Source organism: Sphingobium lactosutens DS20, from assembly GCF_000445105.1.
Classification (GTDB): domain Bacteria; phylum Pseudomonadota; class Alphaproteobacteria; order Sphingomonadales; family Sphingomonadaceae; genus Sphingobium; species Sphingobium lactosutens.
In genome coordinates this window covers 1-19,858 of the sequence record NZ_ATDP01000097.1, presented here as the reverse complement: position 1 = coordinate 19,858, position 19,858 = coordinate 1, and the positions used below count along the sequence as shown (strand labels likewise).

The 19,858-nt window shown below is 62.4% G+C and carries 23 protein-coding genes; 22 read left to right on the top strand and 1 reads right to left on the bottom strand.

Annotation, left to right across the window (positions count from 1 at the left end):
* Positions 1 to 68: 68 nt before the first annotated feature.
* The 15 genes from RLDS_RS56535 to RLDS_RS44025 all read left to right on the top strand — a co-directional run bounded on the left by RLDS_RS56535 (position 69) and on the right by RLDS_RS44025 (position 9,231).
* The gene (locus tag RLDS_RS56535) at positions 69 to 242 is read left to right on the top strand and encodes a hypothetical protein (RefSeq protein WP_021226822.1); all 174 of its coding nucleotides are present in this window, start codon (positions 69 to 71) and stop codon (positions 240 to 242) included.
* A 22-nt stretch (positions 243 to 264) separates the two neighbouring features.
* Complete coding sequence (locus RLDS_RS55390) at positions 265 to 672, top strand: HNH endonuclease (protein WP_084514855.1); 408 nt, start codon at positions 265 to 267, stop codon at positions 670 to 672.
* A complete protein-coding gene (locus tag RLDS_RS44075; protein ID WP_021226820.1) occupies positions 605 to 1,075 on the top strand; it encodes a hypothetical protein in 471 nt (156 codons plus the stop codon). The genes RLDS_RS55390 and RLDS_RS44075 overlap by 68 nt, the downstream gene beginning before the upstream one ends.
* Before the next feature lie 74 nt (positions 1,076 to 1,149).
* Positions 1,150 to 2,589, top strand: coding sequence for a terminase large subunit (locus RLDS_RS44070; protein WP_236616868.1), 1,440 nt, complete (start codon positions 1,150 to 1,152; stop codon positions 2,587 to 2,589).
* Positions 2,590 to 2,602: 13 nt separating this feature from the next.
* Complete coding sequence (locus RLDS_RS44065) at positions 2,603 to 3,928, top strand: phage portal protein (RefSeq protein ID WP_021226818.1); 1,326 nt, start codon at positions 2,603 to 2,605, stop codon at positions 3,926 to 3,928.
* The gene (locus tag RLDS_RS56020) at positions 3,921 to 4,784 is read left to right on the top strand and encodes a head maturation protease, ClpP-related (protein WP_161626737.1); all 864 of its coding nucleotides are present in this window, start codon (positions 3,921 to 3,923) and stop codon (positions 4,782 to 4,784) included. The genes RLDS_RS44065 and RLDS_RS56020 overlap by 8 nt, the downstream gene beginning before the upstream one ends.
* A gap of 15 nt (positions 4,785 to 4,799) precedes the next feature.
* Complete coding sequence (locus tag RLDS_RS56015; protein WP_021226816.1) at positions 4,800 to 6,065, top strand: phage major capsid protein; 1,266 nt, start codon at positions 4,800 to 4,802, stop codon at positions 6,063 to 6,065.
* Between the two features lie 61 nt (positions 6,066 to 6,126).
* On the top strand, positions 6,127 to 6,423 hold the full coding sequence (locus tag RLDS_RS44055; RefSeq protein WP_021226815.1) for a hypothetical protein: 297 nt from the start codon (positions 6,127 to 6,129) through the stop codon (positions 6,421 to 6,423).
* A gap of 24 nt (positions 6,424 to 6,447) precedes the next feature.
* Positions 6,448 to 6,972, top strand: coding sequence for a head-tail connector protein (locus RLDS_RS44050; protein WP_021226814.1), 525 nt, complete (start codon positions 6,448 to 6,450; stop codon positions 6,970 to 6,972).
* Complete coding sequence (locus RLDS_RS55380; RefSeq protein ID WP_084514853.1) at positions 6,969 to 7,295, top strand: head-tail adaptor protein; 327 nt, start codon at positions 6,969 to 6,971, stop codon at positions 7,293 to 7,295. The genes RLDS_RS44050 and RLDS_RS55380 overlap by 4 nt, the downstream gene beginning before the upstream one ends.
* Positions 7,295 to 7,729: an HK97-gp10 family putative phage morphogenesis protein gene (locus RLDS_RS44045; RefSeq protein ID WP_021226813.1), complete on the top strand. Its 435-nt coding sequence runs from the start codon at positions 7,295 to 7,297 to the stop codon at positions 7,727 to 7,729. The genes RLDS_RS55380 and RLDS_RS44045 overlap by 1 nt, the downstream gene beginning before the upstream one ends.
* Positions 7,726 to 8,118 carry a hypothetical protein gene (locus tag RLDS_RS44040; RefSeq protein WP_021226812.1) on the top strand — a complete coding sequence of 131 codons (393 nt, stop codon included), beginning with the start codon at positions 7,726 to 7,728 and terminating at the stop codon, positions 8,116 to 8,118. Before RLDS_RS44045 ends, RLDS_RS44040 begins: the two co-directional genes overlap by 4 nt.
* A gap of 11 nt (positions 8,119 to 8,129) precedes the next feature.
* Positions 8,130 to 8,573, top strand: coding sequence for a phage tail tube protein (locus tag RLDS_RS44035; RefSeq protein WP_021226811.1), 444 nt, complete (start codon positions 8,130 to 8,132; stop codon positions 8,571 to 8,573).
* Entirely contained in the window at positions 8,573 to 8,941 is a 369-nt protein-coding gene (locus RLDS_RS44030) for a hypothetical protein (protein WP_021226810.1), read from the top strand. Before RLDS_RS44035 ends, RLDS_RS44030 begins: the two co-directional genes overlap by 1 nt.
* Before the next feature lie 98 nt (positions 8,942 to 9,039).
* On the top strand, positions 9,040 to 9,231 hold the full coding sequence (locus tag RLDS_RS44025) for a hypothetical protein (RefSeq protein ID WP_031298429.1): 192 nt from the start codon (positions 9,040 to 9,042) through the stop codon (positions 9,229 to 9,231).
* Here RLDS_RS44025 and RLDS_RS54585 read toward each other — a convergent pair.
* The gene (locus RLDS_RS54585; RefSeq protein ID WP_052034146.1) at positions 9,215 to 9,574 is read right to left on the bottom strand and encodes a hypothetical protein; all 360 of its coding nucleotides are present in this window, start codon (positions 9,572 to 9,574) and stop codon (positions 9,215 to 9,217) included. The genes RLDS_RS44025 and RLDS_RS54585 overlap by 17 nt on opposite strands.
* Positions 9,575 to 9,713: 139 nt before the next feature.
* On the opposite strand from RLDS_RS54585, the gene RLDS_RS0128360 reads away from it, so the two are divergent.
* The 7 genes from RLDS_RS0128360 to RLDS_RS44000 all read left to right on the top strand — a co-directional run.
* Complete coding sequence (locus tag RLDS_RS0128360; protein WP_161626736.1) at positions 9,714 to 12,119, top strand: tape measure protein; 2,406 nt, start codon at positions 9,714 to 9,716, stop codon at positions 12,117 to 12,119.
* Positions 12,119 to 12,718 carry a hypothetical protein gene (locus RLDS_RS44020; protein ID WP_021226807.1) on the top strand — a complete coding sequence of 200 codons (600 nt, stop codon included), beginning with the start codon at positions 12,119 to 12,121 and terminating at the stop codon, positions 12,716 to 12,718. The genes RLDS_RS0128360 and RLDS_RS44020 overlap by 1 nt, the downstream gene beginning before the upstream one ends.
* A gap of 250 nt (positions 12,719 to 12,968) precedes the next feature.
* Positions 12,969 to 13,622, top strand: a complete 654-nt coding sequence (locus RLDS_RS44015; protein ID WP_021226805.1) for a hypothetical protein — start codon at positions 12,969 to 12,971, stop codon at positions 13,620 to 13,622.
* A gap of 2 nt (positions 13,623 to 13,624) precedes the next feature.
* Positions 13,625 to 14,038, top strand: a complete 414-nt coding sequence (locus RLDS_RS44010; protein WP_021226804.1) for a DUF6950 family protein — start codon at positions 13,625 to 13,627, stop codon at positions 14,036 to 14,038.
* Positions 14,038 to 15,933: a hypothetical protein gene (locus RLDS_RS0128355; protein ID WP_021226803.1), complete on the top strand. Its 1,896-nt coding sequence runs from the start codon at positions 14,038 to 14,040 to the stop codon at positions 15,931 to 15,933. Before RLDS_RS44010 ends, RLDS_RS0128355 begins: the two co-directional genes overlap by 1 nt.
* A gap of 78 nt (positions 15,934 to 16,011) precedes the next feature.
* Complete coding sequence (locus tag RLDS_RS44005) at positions 16,012 to 16,407, top strand: hypothetical protein (RefSeq protein WP_021226802.1); 396 nt, start codon at positions 16,012 to 16,014, stop codon at positions 16,405 to 16,407.
* The coding region (locus RLDS_RS44000) for a hypothetical protein (RefSeq protein ID WP_031298026.1) at positions 16,404 to 19,858 on the top strand (3,455 nt) is incomplete at its 3' end. The genes RLDS_RS44005 and RLDS_RS44000, both read left to right, overlap by 4 nt.

Genomic DNA, 19,858 nt, shown 5'->3' with positions numbered 1-19,858 from the left:
ATCAACGTCGTGAATTGCGCCCGGAGCCGAATGGCTTGCGGGCGCTTCCTGTATGTGGAGCGCTGCATGTGATCCACCAGCCTTCACCCGCCGATCAGATGGAGCGACTGGCCGGCGAACTGCACATGCTGGCCTTCGACATGCGCGAGCCGTCCCGTTCCATCGCGAGGTCTGATCGCATCATCGGCGAGGCGGAGCGGATTGCCGCGCAGGTTCGAGCTTTAGTTCGCGGTCGTGGCTGACCGCCTTCGTGGCCGCGCCGGAATGCGGCAGCGTCAGAAGCGGCTAGCGCGCACTGATGGACTCTGTGAGCGGTGCGATGCCAAGGGGCTGATTGTCTTCGCCACTGTCGTTGATCATATCCAGCCGCTTGCACTGGGCGGAAACGACGATGATGAGAACACACGGAACCTATGCGACGACTGTCACCGCGATGTAACAGCAGAGCAGTTCGGTCGTCGCGCCGTCGGAGGGTGCGGGATCGATGGGATGCCACTTGATCCGAAGCATCCGTGGAATAGCCCCCCCCGGGCGAAAGTTTTAGCAAGCTGGTCGCGGACACCGGCGCCCCCTCAATTTCAATCGCTAACACAGGATTTGCTCTATGGGCCGTCGCCAGCGCGTCGACAGCGCGGCCGGCGCCGTGGCCGTGATGGCGGCGGCTGCCCGTGATCTGTCGCCACCATCTCATCTGAAACTGCGCCGCGGCGATAAGCCGTTTTGGGATGCGGTCATAGGCGAGCGCGCTAAATCCGAATGGACAGACGCGGATCTTGCTGTCGCCGCCAACCTCGCGAGGGCAATGGCAGACGCGGAAAAGGTTGCAGCCTTTTCCGTCGACCGCGGCGGAAATGTGAAAGTGTCGACCATGTTGCAGACTATCGAGGCGAGCGACAAACTCGCCAGGCGTATCGTCACATTGCGCCGCGCACTGGGGCTGGACAATCGAGCCAAGAATGGCGAGCAGCGCGACGTCAACAAACGGCGCGCCCAAGCGAAGGAAATCGAGGCCGGGCACAACCCGATGGAGGGTGACGGAGACGACCTCCTGGCGAGGCCGTCGACCATCCAGTGACGCGCGGCGAGCGCGTTATTGCGTTCATCCACAAATATTGCCTGGTGCCCGAGGGCAAGCTGGTCGGGAAGCCAATGCGGCTCGACGATTTCCAGCAGAAATTTATTCTCGATGTTTACGACAATCCCGCTGGCACCTCCGAAGGCATCCTCTCGATCGCTCGCAAGAATGGCAAGTCCGGTCTGATCGCGGCCATCCTGCTTGCTCATCTCGCCGGCCCGGAGGCCCGGCTCAACAGTCAGATTGTCAGTGGTGCCCGGTCGCGCGACCAAGCAGCGCTCGTGTTCAACCTGGCCGCAAAGATGGTGACGCAATCGCCGGACCTTTCGAAGCTGGTGCGGATTGTGCCATCGGGAAAGCGATTGATCGGCCTCGCCAAAAATGTCGAATATCGCGCATTGGCCGCAGATGGGCATACCGCGCACGGGCTTTCGCCGGTTCTGGCCATTCTCGACGAGTTGGGCCAGGTGCGCGGACCGCAGGACGATTTCGTTGAGGCGATCGAAACAGCATCTGGCGCATATGACGACGCGCTTCGTCTGATCATATCGACCCAGGCCCCGACGGATGCCGACATGCTGTCGGTGAAGATTGACGACGCGAAGCGGTCGGGCGATCCTAAGATCGTCTGCCACGTCTATGCGGCAGAGCCAGATTGTGATGTGCTTGATCCAGCAGCGCATCGCGCCGCAAATCCGGCGCTTGGCACATTCCGGTCTGAGGTGGAATTGTTGGCGGCTGCCGAGAAGGCGGCTCGCATGCCTTCGGCGGAAAATGGTTTTCGCAACCTATATTTAAACCAACGCGTCAATCGATTCTCACCCTTCATCTCTCCCATGGTCTGGGCCGAGGGCGGCGGTCCGGTTGATGAACAGGCCTTTATCAACGGCCCGATTTACGGCGGGCTCGATCTGGCGGAGACGACCGACCTGTGCGCTTTTGTCCTGATCGCGCGAGGCGCGGACGGGCGATGGCATGTGAAAGCATGGTTTTGGAAACCGGAAAAGACAGTCGAGGATCATGCCAAGCGAGATCGTGTTCCATATGATTTATGGGTAAAGCAGGGGTTGATAGAAACGACCCCAGGCGTCGCTGTCGATTATGAATTCGTCGCTGCCAAGATAGGCGGCATCTGCAACGGGTTAGATATCGCGAAAATCGGCTTTGACCGGTATCGCTTCAAAACGCTCGAAGCTCAGATGTCCAAGCTGGGCATTCGGCTACCCTTCGAGCCATTCGGGCAAGGGCACGTATCGATGGCGCCGGCCATGGATGTTGCTGAGATCGCGTTCCTCAACAAGCAAGTGGTGCATGGCGGCAACGCCGTCATGACCATGTGCGCCTCGAACGCAGTGGTCGAAAAAAACGCAGCAGGCGACCGCAAGCTGAACAAGGCGAAGTCGACCGGCCGCATCGATGGCATGGTCGCCCTCGTCATGGCTATGGGTCAGGTGGCCCTTGAAGAGCCAAAGAAAGCTTCTGTCTACGCCAAGCGAGGCATCCGTCGGGTTTAATGGAGGGCGATGAATGGCACTTTCGCCCGATGATTATCGGCGCGCGGCAGAAGGGCGCCGCAACTCCGCGCCATCTACCTTGCGTAGTCATGCGGCTGGTCCGCCGGTCTACGCTTACTCGACGCATGATATTCGCGATGCCAACGATCCGGTTTTGAGCGCTTTCCTGCAGGGCGGCAGGGAGTCCCTCTCCGGGCTGACGATCAGCGATCGCATGGCGATGCGCAATTCGGTCTTCTATCGGGGCACCTCACTGATCGCGGGATCCATCGGCATGCTGCCGCTTTCCATGTTCCGGCGCAAAGCGGACGGCACGACGGAAAAGGCAACCGACCATCCGCTCTATTCGGTGCTGAAACTTGACCCGTTGGGCAACGGGTCGATGACGCCCAGCGAGTTCAAGAGCTTCATGCAGCTGGCCGCCCTGTTCGATGGCAATGCATTTGCCCGCGTCGTTCGCATGGGGGGCGATATTCAGGCACTGGTGCCCTTCGAACGTAAGACCGTGAAGAAGGAATTTCATCGCGGACAGCTGCGGTTCAAGCATACGCCCAAGAGCGGCGGAACGGAGTATCTGTCTGGCGCGGACGTCTTCCACTTCCGCGCGCCGGTGTCTCTCGACGGCATCAACGGCCTTGGCCTGCTCGACGTCGCCGCCGATACGATTGGCTTGGCTGCGATTGCCGAGAAGGCCATGGCCAATCTGTTCCGAAAAGGCGTCATGGCCGGCGGCGCGATCCAGTTTCCTGCGGGCACCGAATTGGGCGATGTCGCATATGCCCGCCTGAAAGGCAGCCTCGCCGAGCAATATTCGGGCGCTGATAATGCCGGCGACTGGATGCTGCTGGAGGATGGGGCCGAAGCGAAGCCGTTTTCCGGATCGGCAAAGGACAGCCAGCTCGTCGAACTTCGCAAGCTGGAGGCAGAGCAGGGATCGCGCTTCACTGGCGTTCCCCGCCCACTGCTCATGTTCGACGAGACTGCATGGGGTAGCGGCATCGAGCAGCTGGGGCTCTACTTCGTGGTCTACTGTCTGTTGCCTTGGTTCGTCATCTGGGAGGAAGCCATTTGGCGCCTGCTCAGCCGACAGGAGAAGCGGGCGCGCGGCGGTGACATTCTTTACGCCAAGTTCAACGAACGCGCGCTGCTGCGCGGGTCGATGAAGGACCAAGCCGACTTCCTCGCTCGCGCCCTTGGCTCCGGCGGCGGTAAGCCATGGATGGAAGCGAACGAGGCGCGCGAGGCGCTCGACATGAACCCACACCCCGATGGCGCTGGCCTCGCGCCGCGCCCTGGAACATCCGCCGCTGCAATCGCCGAGGATCAGACCGATGAGTAACCACCTTCGCGCCGTATTCGCATCGCAACGTCCGCCTGAGATGCCCAATCTGGGCTCGGGCTCGGACTGGAAGTTCGAGACGCGCGCCCTGGCCGATGACTTCCGCCATTTCACCGTCGACGTCACCGCCCAGGCCATGCCGACAATCTCGATCTTCGATTATATCGGGGACGATGGCGAGGGCGGCGGCGTGGGCGCCAAGCGCATCGCGGGAGCGCTCCGTCCTCTGGCGGGCAAGGACATCATCGTCGAGATCAATTCCCCCGGTGGCAACTATTTCGAGGGTGTGGCGGCCTATAATCTGCTTCGCCGCCACGAGGGCAAGGTCATCGTCCAGGTGTTGGGCGTCGCTGCGTCGGCTGCGTCTGTCATCGCCATGGCCGGCGATGAGATCCAGATCGCAGCAAATGCCGAGATCATGATCCATGAAGCGCGCGGGCTTTTCATGGGCACCAAGTCGGAAATGCAGGATGCATGGGAGACGCTGGCTCATCTCGACACCGCCATGTGCGAGACATACGCGGCGCGATCGGGCCGCGAGGTGGCCGAATTCGAGGCGATGATCGCCGGCAAGGACGTCTTCTTCCGAGGCCAACAGGCGATTGAGGCTGGCCTTGCCGACACCCTGATCGAACGCGAAGCGCAGATGCCCGTGTATGCTGCGGCCGATGAGAATTTCCCGAGCGACCGTGCCTCGCTCGACAGCTTTCTTGCGAAACAGGGAATGCCGCGTTCCGAGCGGCGCGAGCTGTTCCGCGAGATGATCCCCGAAGCGCGCCGAGCCGAGGGACAAGCCGAGCGCGACGCCGGCATTTCAGCGGAGCAGACTTCCCGGCTCCTTCGAGCAATGTCCTAAAAAGGAACCCGTATCATGAAGACCATCGCAATGATCGGCCTCGCTCGCGCGACGGCCATCGGTGGCCTGCTCGCCGTGCGCGCGGAGGCCCAGCCTAAAAAGCCCGATAGCATCGAGGCGCTCGCCACGGCGTTCGAGGCGTTCAAGGAAACCCACACCGCCTCTCTGGATGAGATCAAGGCCGGCAAGACCGACGTCGTCACGACCGAGAAGCTCGGCAAGATCGAAGCCGATCTCGACAAGCTCCAGGAAGCCGTCGAGAAGGTCAACCTCGCCGCATCGCTCGGCGATGGTCACGACAGCGCCAAGCCGCGCGATCCGGAATATACTCAGGAATTCCAGGCATACTTCAAGGGCGGCTCGGCCTCCGCGAAGCTGGAGGAACTGCGTGCGGCGGCGACCAAGACCGACGGCGAGGGCGGATATCTCGCGCCGATCGAATGGGATCGCACCATCAGCAAGAAGACAAAGGTCATCTCGCCGATGCGTCAGAACAGCTCGGTCATCACGATCAGCGGTGCGGGGTTCAAGAAAGTCTATTCCGATGGTGTGGTCGGCAGCGGCTGGGTCGGCGAAACCGCCGCACGCCCCCAGACCACCACGCCCGGCCTTAGCACCCTGTCGTTCACTATGGGCGAAATCTACGCCAATCCTGCTGCATCGCAGGGTCTGATCGACGATGCCGAGATCGACATCGAAGCGTGGCTCGCCGACGAGGTATCGGTCGAGTTCGACAAGCAGGAGGGTATCGCCTTTCTGTCGGGTGATGGCAGCAACAAGCCTGACGGCGTCCTGACCTATATCGAAGGCGCGGCGAATGCGGCAAAGCATCCCTATGGTGCGATCCCTGCCCTGCTGTCTGGCGCTGCGGCCGACGTCAAGGCGGACGCGCTTTTCGATCTGCAGGCGGACCTGCCGGCAGAGTTTCTGCCGAACGCCAAGTTCTTCATGAACCGCGGTTCGCAGGCGTCCTTCCGCAAGCTCAAGACCAGCGATGGCGCATATCTGTGGCAGCCCAGCCTGGCGCTCGGTGTGCCGCCGACGCTGGCGGGCGAGCCCGTCGTCGACATGCCGGGCATGCCGAACGTCGGGGCTGGCAATATCGCTGCTCTCTATGGCGACATGGCGGAGACGTATCAGGTGATCGACCGCATCGGCGTGCGCGTCCTGCGCGATCCCTACACCGCCAAGCCCTTCGTGCTGTTCTACACGACCAAGCGCGTGGGCGGCGGCGTGAAGAACCCCACCGCCATGCGGGCGCTCAAGATCGGCGCCGCGTAATTCCACGTTGACAGGGCCGGCGATGAGGCCGGCCCTGCATCCCCCTGAAGGAGCGACAAACATGGCCAGCACCAAGGCAACGGTCGATACGACCGACATTAAGACCCCTGACGTTCCGGGCACGTCCGACACGGCCGGCATGACCGAGGACAACCTCACCGCCGCCACGAAGGTGGAAGCCAGCGGCGCGTTCATCGAACCCGAGATCGTTGAGCGCGTCGACGTCGATCATCCGGCGGTGGACAACCATCCGCGCAAGGGTCAGCCGAAGATCGCCAATCAAATCGACTTCAACGATCCTTATCTCGATGGCCGTGAGGCGGTCGAAAAGAACCTCGCCAGCCAAGCGGGCGAGTAAGCCGAAACCGGTAGGGGGCTGCGTATGGCAGAGCCAATTTCCCTTGAGGATGCCAAGGCGCAGCTCCGCATCTTGTCGGACGACGAAGATGATGTGGTCATGGCAGCCATAACCGATGCGCGGGGGTGGATAGAAGATTATACCGGCCTGATCCTCACTCGCCGTGCGGTTACGGAAGTCATTGCAGACTTTGGGCATGACCTGTCGACCTGGCCCATCGTGTCGATCGATTCTGTCGATTACACTGATACCGACGGCCTTGATCATGTGTTAGTCGATACGAACTATTTCGCACAGATCGCGCGGCGACCGGCGCGCTTGGTTGCCCGGGCTTGGCCCCGCATGATGAGCGGAAGCACTATTGCTGTCACCATGACGGCCGGGTTCGCCAGCCCCGAAGCGATCCAGCTTTTCTCGCCAAACATCATGCGAGCTATGCGCATCCTTACAGCCGGGTTCTTCAATGACCGAGAAACTGGCGGCCTTGCAGGTGATCTTGAAACGGCCGCCAAGCGCCTGTGCCGCAGTATGAAACGGTGGGGCATATGAAGGCGAGCCCGCGCAGGCACCTTATTGCCATTGAAGTTCGCACGGTCGTTAATGACGGATACGGCGGCGAGAAGGAAACATGGTCGCTTTTCACTCAAGAATTTGCCGCCGTTTATTTTGGCACAGGCCGTGAACAACGCGCGGCAGCTCAGGAGGGTGGATCGCAAGCCGCATCATTTGAGGTGCTGAGCAACAGAAAAACGCGAACTGTCAGCCGAGTGGATCACCGGATCGTATTCGATAACAGTGTCTGGGATGTGACAGGGGCACATGATCTAGACAATGGCGGACGTCGCATTACTGCCATTCGGGCAGCCGTCTGATGGCCGAGACATTCAAGCTGACCGGGCTGAAGGAGCTGGATCAGGCGCTCGGTCAAATGCCGAAGGCGACCGCGCGTGCGGTAGGTTTCAGAGTATTGCGTCAGGCCGGCGAGCCGATCGCCCGAGCCGCGCGCCGCCTGGCGCCGGTCAATCAAGGCGATCTGGTCGAGAGCATCGATGTCGGCACGGCGCTGGCGCGGTCGCAACAGGCCGACAAGGGGGCGGTTGCCCCCGTGGAAGTCCATGTCGGCCCAGGGCAGCACCCGCAGGCGATCACCCAGGAATTCGGCACCTACAAGGAGCCGGCGCAGCCGTACCTGACGCCTGCCTGGGAGGCCGAGCGGATGAACGCGCTCGACATCGTCGGCACGGGGCTCGGGATCGAGGTTGAAAAAACTGCAGCGAGGATCGCACGGAAGGCAGCGAAGCGATGAGAGTGGACCTGCTGGCGCGTCTGGAGGCCGATGACGCCCTCAACGCGGCGCAGAGCATATCGTGGGTATCTCGCCCGCCAAAGGCGGGTTTGCCCGGCATCACGCTGCAGCAGATCAGCCCTGGGCGGGCATATGCCATGAGCTCGGCCATCGACCTGCATGACAGCATCGTTCGGTTCGATTTCTGGGGCCTGGCGATGCGGGATATTGATCCCCTGACGCGCGCGACCGTCGCGCTGCTGGAGCAGCCAGGACAGTATGGCGACACGATTTTCAGCCGTTCGCTGCTGGAGAGCGAGCGCGACATGCCGGCGGAAGAGGTCGACGGGATCGGCACCGTTTTCCGCATATCGGCCGATTTTCGAATTTGGTGGACGTCCACCCAGTAGGAGCAAGACAGATGGCAGGCGAGACTGACGCGATTACGGGCTTCGGCTCCGAATTTCACCTGGCGAACGCCGCGGGCGTACTGACCGAGGTCGGCGAGCTGATCGGGCTGGAGCCGGGTTCGGAGGAATGGGGCACCACGGAAGCGACCCACTTCAAAAGCCCTGGCCGGCGCCGCGAATATATCAAGACGCTGATCGAAACGGGTCAGGGGAGCTTCCAGGTCAACTGGCTGCCCGGCAAGCCGACCGATGCGCTGATCAGCGATGCCCATCAAGATCCGGCTGCCCGCGCTTTCAAAATCATCGTGCCCGCCGACAATGAAGGGGGCACATGGGAAATCGGCGGCCATGTCAACGTGCTAAGCCGCACACCAACGATCCCCATGGATGACCGGATGACTTGCCAAGTGACGCTTCAGTTCACGGGCGAGCGCACGGAGGCGGCGGGCGCATAATGGTCAATCCAATGCGCGGCGAAGGCTCATTCCAGGCAGAGGGCACGACCTACGTTGTCACCATGGACGCCGATGCCCTGTGCATGGCCGAAGAAGTGACGGGCAAACCGATCAGTGTGGTGGTCGCGCTCTTTGACAGCGGGGCGCATCTGGGCATGACGGCCGCACTCGCCTGGGCCGGCATGTTCCGCCAATATGGCATGCCCTGGGAAGGGTTCCGCGACAAGGTCATGGCTTGGGGCCTTCCTATCATCAGAGATGCGATCGCCTCCGCGATGAAGCATGCCTGGCCGGAGCCGGAGAAAGAGGCAAACCCTCGGAAGCGGGGTCAGGCAAAGACAACGGCTGGGACTGGCTCAAGCTCCTAGAGCTATGGACCGAAGCCGGGTTTGACCCCGATATATTCTGGCGACAGACGCCGCGCATCATCCAAGCCACTATTCGCGGCTATGTGCGGCGCGAGAAAATGAAGATGCGCGATGCCATGTATGTGGCGTGGCACCAGGCCGCGTTTCAGCGCGCGAAGAAGATGCCGGCCCTTTCAGCCGCCCTTGGCGACAAGAAGGCGCCCCAGGTTCGGACAAATGGACAGATGCTGGCCATGTTCAAATCGATGGCAAAGAAGGGCGTTCCGCTAACGATCAGGCGGGTGGGATGAGGTTTTCATCTACCCCGCAGTCGGCCGCAAAAACGCCATAGCGAGCGAGAGAAATTGCAGCGTCGGAGTCATGTTGGTCGCTGGGTGGTTCGGCAGCGATCGCCACCTCGCCTTTCCGAAGGTCGACCAGAAAAGGGCGAAATCCCGTGTATGCCCCGACCTTGTTTTTAGCGTTTATCTCACCCGCAAAGCAGTTTTCCCCTGCTGGTTCGACTTTGCGAAACTGAGCGGCATTTGGATCTAGGAGGTCGTGCGCTGCAATCTTTCGGGCCTCATTCTCGCGGCCGCCGCAACCCGAAAGGGCGAGCGCGGCTAGCAGCGTTGCAACCGTAATTTTCATCATCAATCCCTTCGGAGGCTGCATGGCACGTTCTGTTATTGGCGCGCTGCGCGTCACTCTAGGCCTAGACTCTGCACAGTTCGAAACCGGTATCAAGCGCGCGAGTAGCTCTACAAAGCAGTTTGGCCGCGCGGCGAAGGATGTGGGGGCGGCGTCAGCTGCGATATCGGCTTCCTTGCGGGGTTTAGGCGCAGCACTCGGTATCGCATCTGTAGGGGCGGCGACCACTCAGTATCTGCGGCTCGCCGATGCCTCTAAGCAGATGTCTGCACAGTTGCGCCTTGCGACGCAGCAGTTTGGAAGCTTTGGACAGGCGCAAAAGGATGTCCAAAATATTGCGACCGCCACCCGTAATGGCCTGACCGAAACCGCGGCGCTTTATGGCAACTTCATGCGCGCCACCCGAGAATTGGGCGGGACGCAGACGGAAGCCGCGCGGGCGACTGAAACATTCTCGAAAACGTTGAAAATCAGCGGTGCAACACAGGCAGAGGCATCCGCCGCCACGACCCAGTTTGGGCAGGCATTGGCTTCTGGTGTCCTTCGCGGCGATGAATTCAACAGCATCATGGAATCCTCTCCCAGGTTGGCACGATTGCTGGCGGACAGCCTTAATATCCCGATTGGTCAGCTGCGGGCGATGGCAGAGGATGGTAAGCTCACTTCGGATGTTCTATTCCGCGCTTTAACCGATCGCGATTTTACTAAAGGGATCGACGCTGAATTTCGGCAAATGCCGGTCACTTTTAGTGAAGCAATCGAGCAGATCTCGAATTCAGCGATCACAGCATTCGGGGCATTCGATCAGGGTGGCCAGTTTTCCAGCAGCATCGCATCCTTCGTATTAGGCGGGTCGCGAGACTTAGCCTCCTTGGCCGACAGCGCAGAGCAATCTGGCATCGAAATGAGGGCTGCGTTCGAGGGCCTCCATGATGCTTTCGAACCTATGGTCGAAGGTGCTCTAAGCGCCTTCGGTCGCATAGAAGACCGCGCCAATTACCTGAGGAATGGCCTTGCCAGCATTTTGGGCGCCATCGACGATGTTCGGAATGCACTGCCAACACTGCAAAACAAGGCGAATGCCTTTGATCGAAGGGTCTTTGGTCGGCAATTTGCGCCCGATAGTCCTACTTCCAACATGCGCGGCACGTTCCTCAAAGGGTTCGACGCAGCTACTGCTCGTGGCCAAGGGGAAGCGGCTCAACGCAAGTTTGACGCACTCATGTCCGGCTATGACGTTTTCGGCAATCGCAAAGGCGCTGATTACAGACCATCAGCACCATCTACCTCGAAGAAATCCGGCGGTGCCAAGGGGCCGTCAGAGGAGACCCTGCGCAAGCGCGCCCAGCGCGAAGCCGAGCGCGCGGCCGATGCGCTTCGGCGTTTCACCGATGACGTCGATCGCGAAAATAGCGACCTGACGACGACCCTCGCCGACCTGAGCGGCACGGTGGAAGCGCGCCGCGACGCCGATCTGCAGCACATCGAAACCGAGCGGCAGATCCGCGAGCGGGCGATCAACGATGACGAGATGATCGATGCGGCCAAAAAGCAGCAGCTGATCGAGCTCAACAACCAGAATGCCGAAGCGCGCAAGCGACTGGCGCGGCAGCGGGCCGAAGATGAGATACGCGATCGGCAGATCCGCGCCGATCAGGTCCGTTCGCAGCTGTCGATCGAACTGATGCAGTATAGCGCGGATGCCGCGCGCACGGCCCGCGAACGGCGCGCGGTGGAGCTACGCATCCTGGAGGCGCAGTTTGCGGAGGAAGAAAATCGCCTGCGGCTCGAAGCGTTAAGCAGCGACCTGGAAAAGGCGTCGGAAGCGCGGTTGCGCCTTGCCCAGTTGCCTGCCCTGCGGGCTGCGGCGACCGGCCAGCTGATGCGCGACACGCAAGGTCCGCTGGAGGCCTATCTCGATCGCATTCCCAAAAGTGCGGACGAAGCGCGCGAGGCGCTGGAGCGGGTACAGGTGGATGGGATAGACGGCCTGATCGATGGCCTGGCCGGGGTCGCGACCGGCGCCCGGTCCTTGGGTGACGTGTTCAAGTCTGTCGCGAACCAGATCATCGCCGACATCATTCGGATCAACCTGCAGCGCATGCTGGTGGGTTCGAGCGGTGGCGGTGGCGGGGGGCTTCTGGGCGGCCTATTGGGTAGCTTGGGCACCCTTGCCGGCGGGAGCGGCGTCGGCGGCGTCAGTGCTTCCTCCATGGCTTATATCGACGGAATGGCTTCGCAACTTGCCGTGCCGCGCGATCTTCCCGGCTTTGCGACGGGCGGTTCGTTCCGTGTCGGCGGTTCGTCGTCCATCGGCGATCAGCAGCTGGTCGCTTTCCGCGCCAACCGCGGCGAAATGGTCGATATCCGCAAGCCGGGGAACGACAATGGAGGTCGGGGCGGTGACACTTTCCACATCAGCGGCAACGTTCTGACTCCGGAGATGTGGGCGCAGATCCAGATGATGGACAATGTCTCCAGCGCGCAGGCGGTAGGCACCACGGAACGCCGCGCCTCGCGGCGCGCGCGGCGCAGGATGGGCAAATAATGGCGTTCGTCGACCTGACCGATGTCGAATGCCAGCTGGCCGAGCCGGGGATGCCCGATTTCGGCGTATTGCAGAAGCCGGTGCTGGGCGGGAAGATCAACAAGGTCGATCGCCTGGGCGGTGGGTACACGCTATCCTACACAGTGCCGCCCAAGATGATGGAGCCCGATGGGCGGCGGCTGGTGGCGCGTTGCCAGATGGCAAAGCGCTATGGCGCCGTGCTGGAGGTGCCGCAGGTCGAATTCGACGTGGGCGCGCCGGGATTTGACACGATGGTCGCCGTGCCGGCGGCCGGCGGACGGTATGTGCAGATCACCGGCGCCACGCCGCGTTACGCGGTGCGGATGGGGCAGGCGTTCAACATCACGCGGAACGGCCATCGCTACCTTTATTTCGCCTTCAGCCAGGTCATATTGGACGAAGCGGGCGCCGGCACCATCGAACTGACAGCCCCCCTGCGCACCAAGCTGGTCGGCAGCGAGCCGGTGCGACTGGTGAAGCCGGTGATCGAAGGCTGGATCGAAGGCGACAATTTCAACTGGCCGATCGACATGCAACGGACGGTCGGCCTCAAGTTCGATGTGGTGGAGCGCGCATGACAGAAATTCCAACGCGGTTTGTCTGCGGATCTAAGCCAGACCTTGGCCTCCCGCCGCTCGATCCCGGACTGTATGGCCGGCTACGCTGTCGGGTTGATGGCATCGAACAAAATTCGGTTTGGGCGGTCGACGTCCCCGCTGGCTGGATCGGCGTTTACGAGACTGATCAGGCCGGCCATCTTATCGTTCGCGACGACGCCCCTGTCACAAGAATTATCACTGGCCATGTCGAGTTGAGCTGGATCGAGTCATGACCGTCCTTTCCCCCGCCCTCGACGCGGCACTGGCTGGCGCGCGCGTGACCATGTTCGGCGCGCTCAAGATCGAGTTGCCGGCGATGACAGCGCGGTTGCTAGACGGGTCGGCGGAGATCGAGATCGACGGCGAGGATTATGCAGGCGCAGTGGACGGGTTCGGCGCCTGGGAGTCGATCGAGGAAATTGAGGATGGCTTTGGCGATGAGGCGCCGGGCACAACAGTCACCATCCTGCCCGAGGATGACGCTGCCGCAGCGCTGATTTCCGACCCGGACAACCAATATTCGCCGATCACCGTCATGGTAGGCGCGCGTGACGATGAAACCGGGCTGATCATCGGGGAACCCTATGTCGCGATCCGCGGCGTCATCGACGTGCCGATTCATACATTCGGGATGCGCGAAACTTCCGTCGAGCTGGACGTGGTCAGCGAGATGGAATTGTTGATGTTCAACGATGAGGACCGGGTCATGTCGCCGGCGTTCCATCACCGGGTCTGGCCCGGCGAACTGGGCATGGACCATTGCACGGGTGTCACCGACAATGGCTATTGGGGACAGAACCCGCCCAGCGGTGGCATCCAAACGACGCGCGGTTTCAGCGCTGTCCGGCAGGCGATAGAGAATCGCCCGAACGCGCGGCTGTAGCGATGGACCTGGCAGCGCGGCGCGACGCCACCCGCAGGACCGTGGAGCGGTTCGCGGGGCACCCCTTCGTGTGGGGTCGATATGACTGCGGGAAGATGGTCATCGCACATCTGCGGCTGATGGGGCGCCGCCCGGTGCTAGGCCCCGGCGGCAGCTGGAAGACGATGGCGGGCGCGCATCGGTTCGCGCGCCGGCATGGCGGGAGCGGGTCGGCGTGCCTGGACGGGTGGATGCCGGGCAGCCGGATCATCCCGGCGCAGGCGATCATCGGCGATATCGTCGAAATGCCTGGCGAAGAGCCGTTCGGGGCCTTCGGCGTGTGCGTGGGCAATGGGCGGGTGCTGGCCTATCATGAGGATGCCGAGGGCGCGGCAATCATTCAGCCGGCGCAATATCTGGGGGCGTGGAGGGTCTGATGGCGAAGGTGTTGAAAATCGCCGCCGTCGTCGTCGCCATCGCCGCCGCCATTCCTTCAGGTGGGACGTCGCTGTTGGGCGCTGGCCTGATGTCAGCCGGTATCGCGGCCACGGCGACCGCCGCGAGTGCAATTGCAGGCGGGCTGGCAATAGGCCTTAATCTTGCAACGTCGCTGACGGCGAAAAAACCGAAGGTGTCGGGCGTCCAGACCAGCTGGTCGGCCGACCCCGACGCCGCGATCCCGATCATTTTCGGTCGCACGCTGATGAGCGGGGATATTCGTTACCGCAAGCAGCATGGCAGCAAGAACAAGTGGGACACCATCGTCAGCGTGCTGTCGGGCTGCGGCCCGATCCATGCCATCACGCAAACCTACATGGAAAAGGAGCCGATCAGCTTTTCAGGCGGGCTGGCAGGGGTCTACAAGATCGACGGTCACGATCGCATCTGGCAACGCACCCAGCTGGGCGCTTGCCCCGAGCCCAGCTATCTGGCGCCGATGGTCGGGACGCCGCCGCAATGGACGCCCGCGCATAAACTGTCGGGCTATGCCGCGGTTCTCAACAGCTTTGAATATGACGCGTCGGGCGATCATACGCTGACCAGCACGCCGCGCTTCAACTGGCTGGGCGAAGGCGTCCTCTGCTACGATCCGCGCCTGGACAGCAGCTATCCCGGCGGGTCGGGCCCCTGCCGCTGGGATGACCCGTCGACCTGGGTCTATAGCGAATGCGGCTGGATACAGGCGATCAGCTTCGCCATCGGATGGCACCAAGGGCCGGAGAGCGTGCGGGTCGGCGGCGTGGGCATGAATATCGCCGCGATCGACGTGCCGGCCTATGTCGAGGCGGCCAATATCGCGGACGCCAATGAATGGAAGTCCGGCGGCCGCGTGACGACGGCCGACGACAAGTGGGAGGTGATGAAGTCGCTGGCGCAGGCCGGGGGCGGCGAGCCGATCCGCTATGGCGCGATTCTGTCCTGCTTCGTGAATGCGCCGCGCGTTTCGATCGGCACGATCGGCATCGATGATGTCATCGGGCAGGCGTCGATATCGACCGCGCAATCCGTTCGCGATCGGGTGAACGGTATCACGCCGCGCTACACCAGCGAGGATCATTTCTGGGAGCAGGTGCCGGCAGGCACCGTGGTCAATACAGACTATCGCGCGACCGACGGGCGGGAGCGGACCAAGATGGTCGCCTATCCGATGGTGCAATGCCCGGCAGGCGAAACACCCGATCAGGTGGCGCAGCTGGCGGCCTATGACATCGCCAATGCGCGCGAGGCCGGGCCGATCATGCTGCCGCTCAAGCTGCGCTTCCTGGGCTATCGCGGCGGCGACTGCCTGACGATCGAGGATCATCCTGCCTTTGGCCAGATCGCCGGCAAGGACGTCATCGTCACGAAGCGGCAAATCGAACCGAATGGCGCGACCGTCACGCTGACGCTGCGCACCGAAACGCCTGCCAAGCACCCCTGGGCGCTGAGCCGGGTTGGCGTGCCTGCCCCCATGACCGACAGCACGACGCCGGTTCCATTCTCGATGGAGCCGCCGACCCTGCTGACGCTGGTGGATACAGACGCGGACAGCGCCACGATCAGCGTGCGAGCACCAACGACGCCGCTGCTGGGCTATACCGTGTTTTTCGGTGGCGATAGCGACGATTTCGGGGATGCCGCACCCATCACGCCGCGCTTGATCGACGCGCCGGGGAAGGTCTGGACCGTAGCGGAAGATGGTCAGGTGACTGGGGTGACGCGCTATTACTGGGCGGTGGCCTATACCGACGACGATATCGCATCTGACCCGGTTGGGCCCCTGGCGGTCGAGATTGGGACTGGGATGGTCGCTTTAAGCAGCATAATGGCGGTCAAGCGCTCCGACGCCTGATCCATCACACAAAGGAAAGTCAATGAACGGATTAACCGCGCCGCGCTTTGCGGCTCGCGGCGCGAAAGCGCGCGCGTCATGGGCGTGACCCGCGTACTCTTCGCCGCGCGCAATCGCCCCTTTGGCGTCGTGCTGGAGCTCGATTATGAGGGCGCGGAGTTGCCGCTGACCGGAGCCAGCATTTCGATGCAGGTGCGGCAATATGCCGGTCAGCCCGGCGAACCGATCGGCGAGCATGTCGATGTGCCCTTTACCGATGCCGCGCATGAAAGCGAGCCTGGCCTTCGCACGTTGCGCGTGGAGCCAGCCCTGTCGCGCGCGACGCTGGAAGCGATGCCGACCGGGCTCAATGCGCCCGAAGTCGGGGAAGCGGACCGGCATTTCCACGAAATCAAGCTGACCTATGCGGACGGGGCGCAAGACACGCTCTGGACCGGCGCCTTCTTCCTTGAGCCCGGAGTGGACGACACATGAATTTGCAGACGCCTATCAGGGACCGCGCGCGCGGTCTGCGCGGTCCTGGCCTGACCAGCGAGCAGGAAGCGCAGGTGGAAGAAGCGATCGCGGCCGGCGAGGCCATTCCCAATATTCGGCCGACGTCGGGCGAGCAGCTGCCGTTCACTTCCGCGCTCAATGGCGCGAACGGTGGGGCCGTGGCGATCGTCGAAGGCGGGCGGGTCGTCGGTTTCACCATCCCCGCAGGGCAGACGGGCGCGGGCTCCTTCACGCTGCCGCGCACCTTCTTCACTAAGGAAGAGGCGCAGCGCCTGAAGGGTTGCACCATCCGCTTTCCCGTCGTGATGGAAGCCAGTGTCGGCTTCCGGGCGGCGACGCCATTTGGCGGCAACGCCGTGCGGGCCGATCGCGACACTGGCTTTATCGACCTGAACGAAGGATCGGCGCTGGCGGCGGAGCAAGCCGAGGGCAGCACGGTCCTGACCCGCGATTATCTCTATGTGATGCAGGGCGACGAAATTTGGGTCGGGCCGACGCTGCAGATCGCGCCCAATGCGCCGACCAGCGCCGTGCGCTATTTCAAGGTGACGTCCTGCGTTTATGAAGTCGTCGCCACGCCGGCGTCTACCGCCACCACGGGTGCGGATGCGGTACTGGACAATCGCTTCGCGGCGACGGCGCCCAAGGTCGATGTGTTCCGGTCGATCGAGCCCGCGCTGAAGATGAATGGCGGCGCGCAGGTCCTGCTGGACGCGGCGGGCCGCGACATGGGCGCGACCGTGGAGATCGGCGCCACGGGCGCGGGCACCATCCTCCAATGGAAACTACCACTGACCGGCGCATTGCGCGAAGCAATGCAGGGCGGGCAGCCCGAACTGGAGCTGGTGTTCGAGACGAGTCCGGGATGGGACCGGGCCCATGCCATCAACATGCAGGCCGGCAAGTTCGACCTGACCTGGGTCGATTTCTTGACCGCCAACCGGCGCGATTATCAAACGATCGACCTGGCGACCGGTCAACGCACCAAGCGGGTGATGGGCTTTTCCTTCCTGGCGCCCGACGACCTGTCGGAATTTTCGGACCTGCGCGCCTATATCGCCCTTACTGACGCGACGCCGGCGACGGTTGCTGAGCGTATCCGCCTGACCGGCTATTCGATCAAGATGTTCCGAACGCGCGGCAATGGCGAATTGCCGGTGCCGCGCACGCTGATGCTGGCCGGCGAGGTGTCGCGCGCATCGGCCGTCGAACAGGCGCTGGCCACCGTCTATGGCACGGGCAAGCGGGTCGGGGCGCAGCTGCCCGTGTCGGACTATGGCAGCATTGCAGAAGCGCTGAAGGCGGCGACCGCGCTGGCGGGGCCCGGCGCGATCGCGATGGTCGAACTGGACGAAGGGACCTATTTCGAACACAGCTTGGGCAAGATCACCAACGGCACCGATGGGGTGCTGCCCGGCCAGGATGGCGCGTTCATCGGCCTTCGCGGCAAGGGCATGGGGCGCACGCGGATCGACGGGTCGCTGCCCGCCAACACGCCGATCGACGAGATCCGCGCGACCAGCACGATCGACTTTAACGCGAACCAGTATCTGGAAGGCGTGACCCTGATCGCCGAGGGCGAGCGCTATGGCGGCCATGTCGACAATGCCAATTACAAGAAAAATACCTGCCTGATCTGGCGACATGTCGAGGTGGAGCATCGCGGCAATGACGCGGCCGACGCCTATCATGGCACGACGGTCTGGCCATCGCAGCACCCGATCGCGATCGGCACCACGTCAGGGTCCTTCTACGGCTATTACGAATGCCGGCTGAAGGGTCGTCGTGCCGCCTTTTCCGCGCATGACCAGCGCAATTTCGAGCAGCCGTCGACGGTCGAATGGGTCGGCGGCCCCCTGACGGCCGTCGATACGACAGGCTGGAGCTATCGCCTCGAATCGATCGGGTCGATGGTCATGAACCGCGCGCTGCTGGCGCATGCGTCGCTGGGCGGGGAAATCAGCATGGCGGCGCAGCCATGGCTGCCCGATGAACCGGAAAATCAGCCGGCGGATCATCGCTGCTGGGAACTGACGGGCTATGGAAACAGCCCCGCCGCGTTCCGGATCCAAGATTTCGGCCGTGCGCTGCGGATCACGTCAGCGACGACCGGCCCGGGATCGAAGGTGGCCGTTTCCAACGCCGCAACGCCGATCCTGTTCGGCAAGACCGGAACGGAGGGCGTCACCCAGGTCGATGGCGATGTCGGCCTTTCGGGCTACGCCTATGGCTATATCGACATTTCCGACGCCAGCACCAAGGCGGACATCACCGCATTGAAGGCGAAGCTGGGCAACCGCACCGCTTCGCCGATCACGCTGACGGTGCATGTCGATGCGCTGGCGCCGATCGATATCGTCCTCAACAAAAATTATCTGGCGATGACCAATGCCGAAATCATCGCCGACATGAACGCGGCGCTGGGCGGCGTCGCCATCGTCTCTGAATATGCGGTTGGCGAACGCTATCGCCCCTTCTTTAGCGACGAAGAGCGGCAGCTGAAGAACAGCAGCGGCACGACGATCCTGATGGGCATGGCGCTGGCCGTCGACAGCGATGGCGCGGGCACGGTGCGGCCGATGACCGCGACCGACCTGCCCACCGCGTTCGCCGGCGTTGCTTGGGAGGATATTCGCCCCGGCGCGCATGGCCGGGTCAAAACGGATGGGTGGTTGCCCACGGCCGACCTGCTGCGTTCGGATGGCGGCAGCCCGAACCTTGGTACCACATTCGCGATCGACCCTGCCAAGCCTGGCTATGTCCTGTCCAACAACGTCAGTGGGTCGGGCATCCTGCCGGTCGTTCGTGGTTCGCTGGGCGCGGGACTGTGGACGGTCGCGGTTCGCACGCAGATTGATGGGCAGGATGTCGTCGATCAGGCGGCCGATCTGGTACAGGCAGCCTATGACACGATCGGCGCGCTGGGCGATCCCGACAATATTGAGGCGATTGGGCGGATACCAAGTGAAGGCGCGAATGTTATCCCCATCGACGGCAACGGCCTTTCACTCTCTCCCAGTGCCATTCTCACAGGTGCGCAGGCGGTCCTGCCGATCCATTTCAGATCGAGCAATATCTACCGCACCAAGCGGGCGCTGATTGCCGCGCATATTGCTGGTGATTCGCTGATTGATGACGGCCCGCGGCTGACATCTGCGATATTCGATGCGCTCAGGAAGGGGCGCGACTTAATCGTCACCGAGCCTATCTGGTGCAACACTGGCGCTGTTGTTACCGCCGAGGGCACGTTGTTAAAAATCATCGGCATGGGCGAGGGCAGCATTATCGGCGGTCCTGGTGTTGTAGGTCCTATCGTCAAAGCGTCAAACATTGCGGATGTCGGAGAGACCTTCGCCCGCTCAATCGACGCCATCGTTAACAATATCAAGTTTGACGCTCGCTTCGTACCAGGTGGCAACCTTACCAGCGC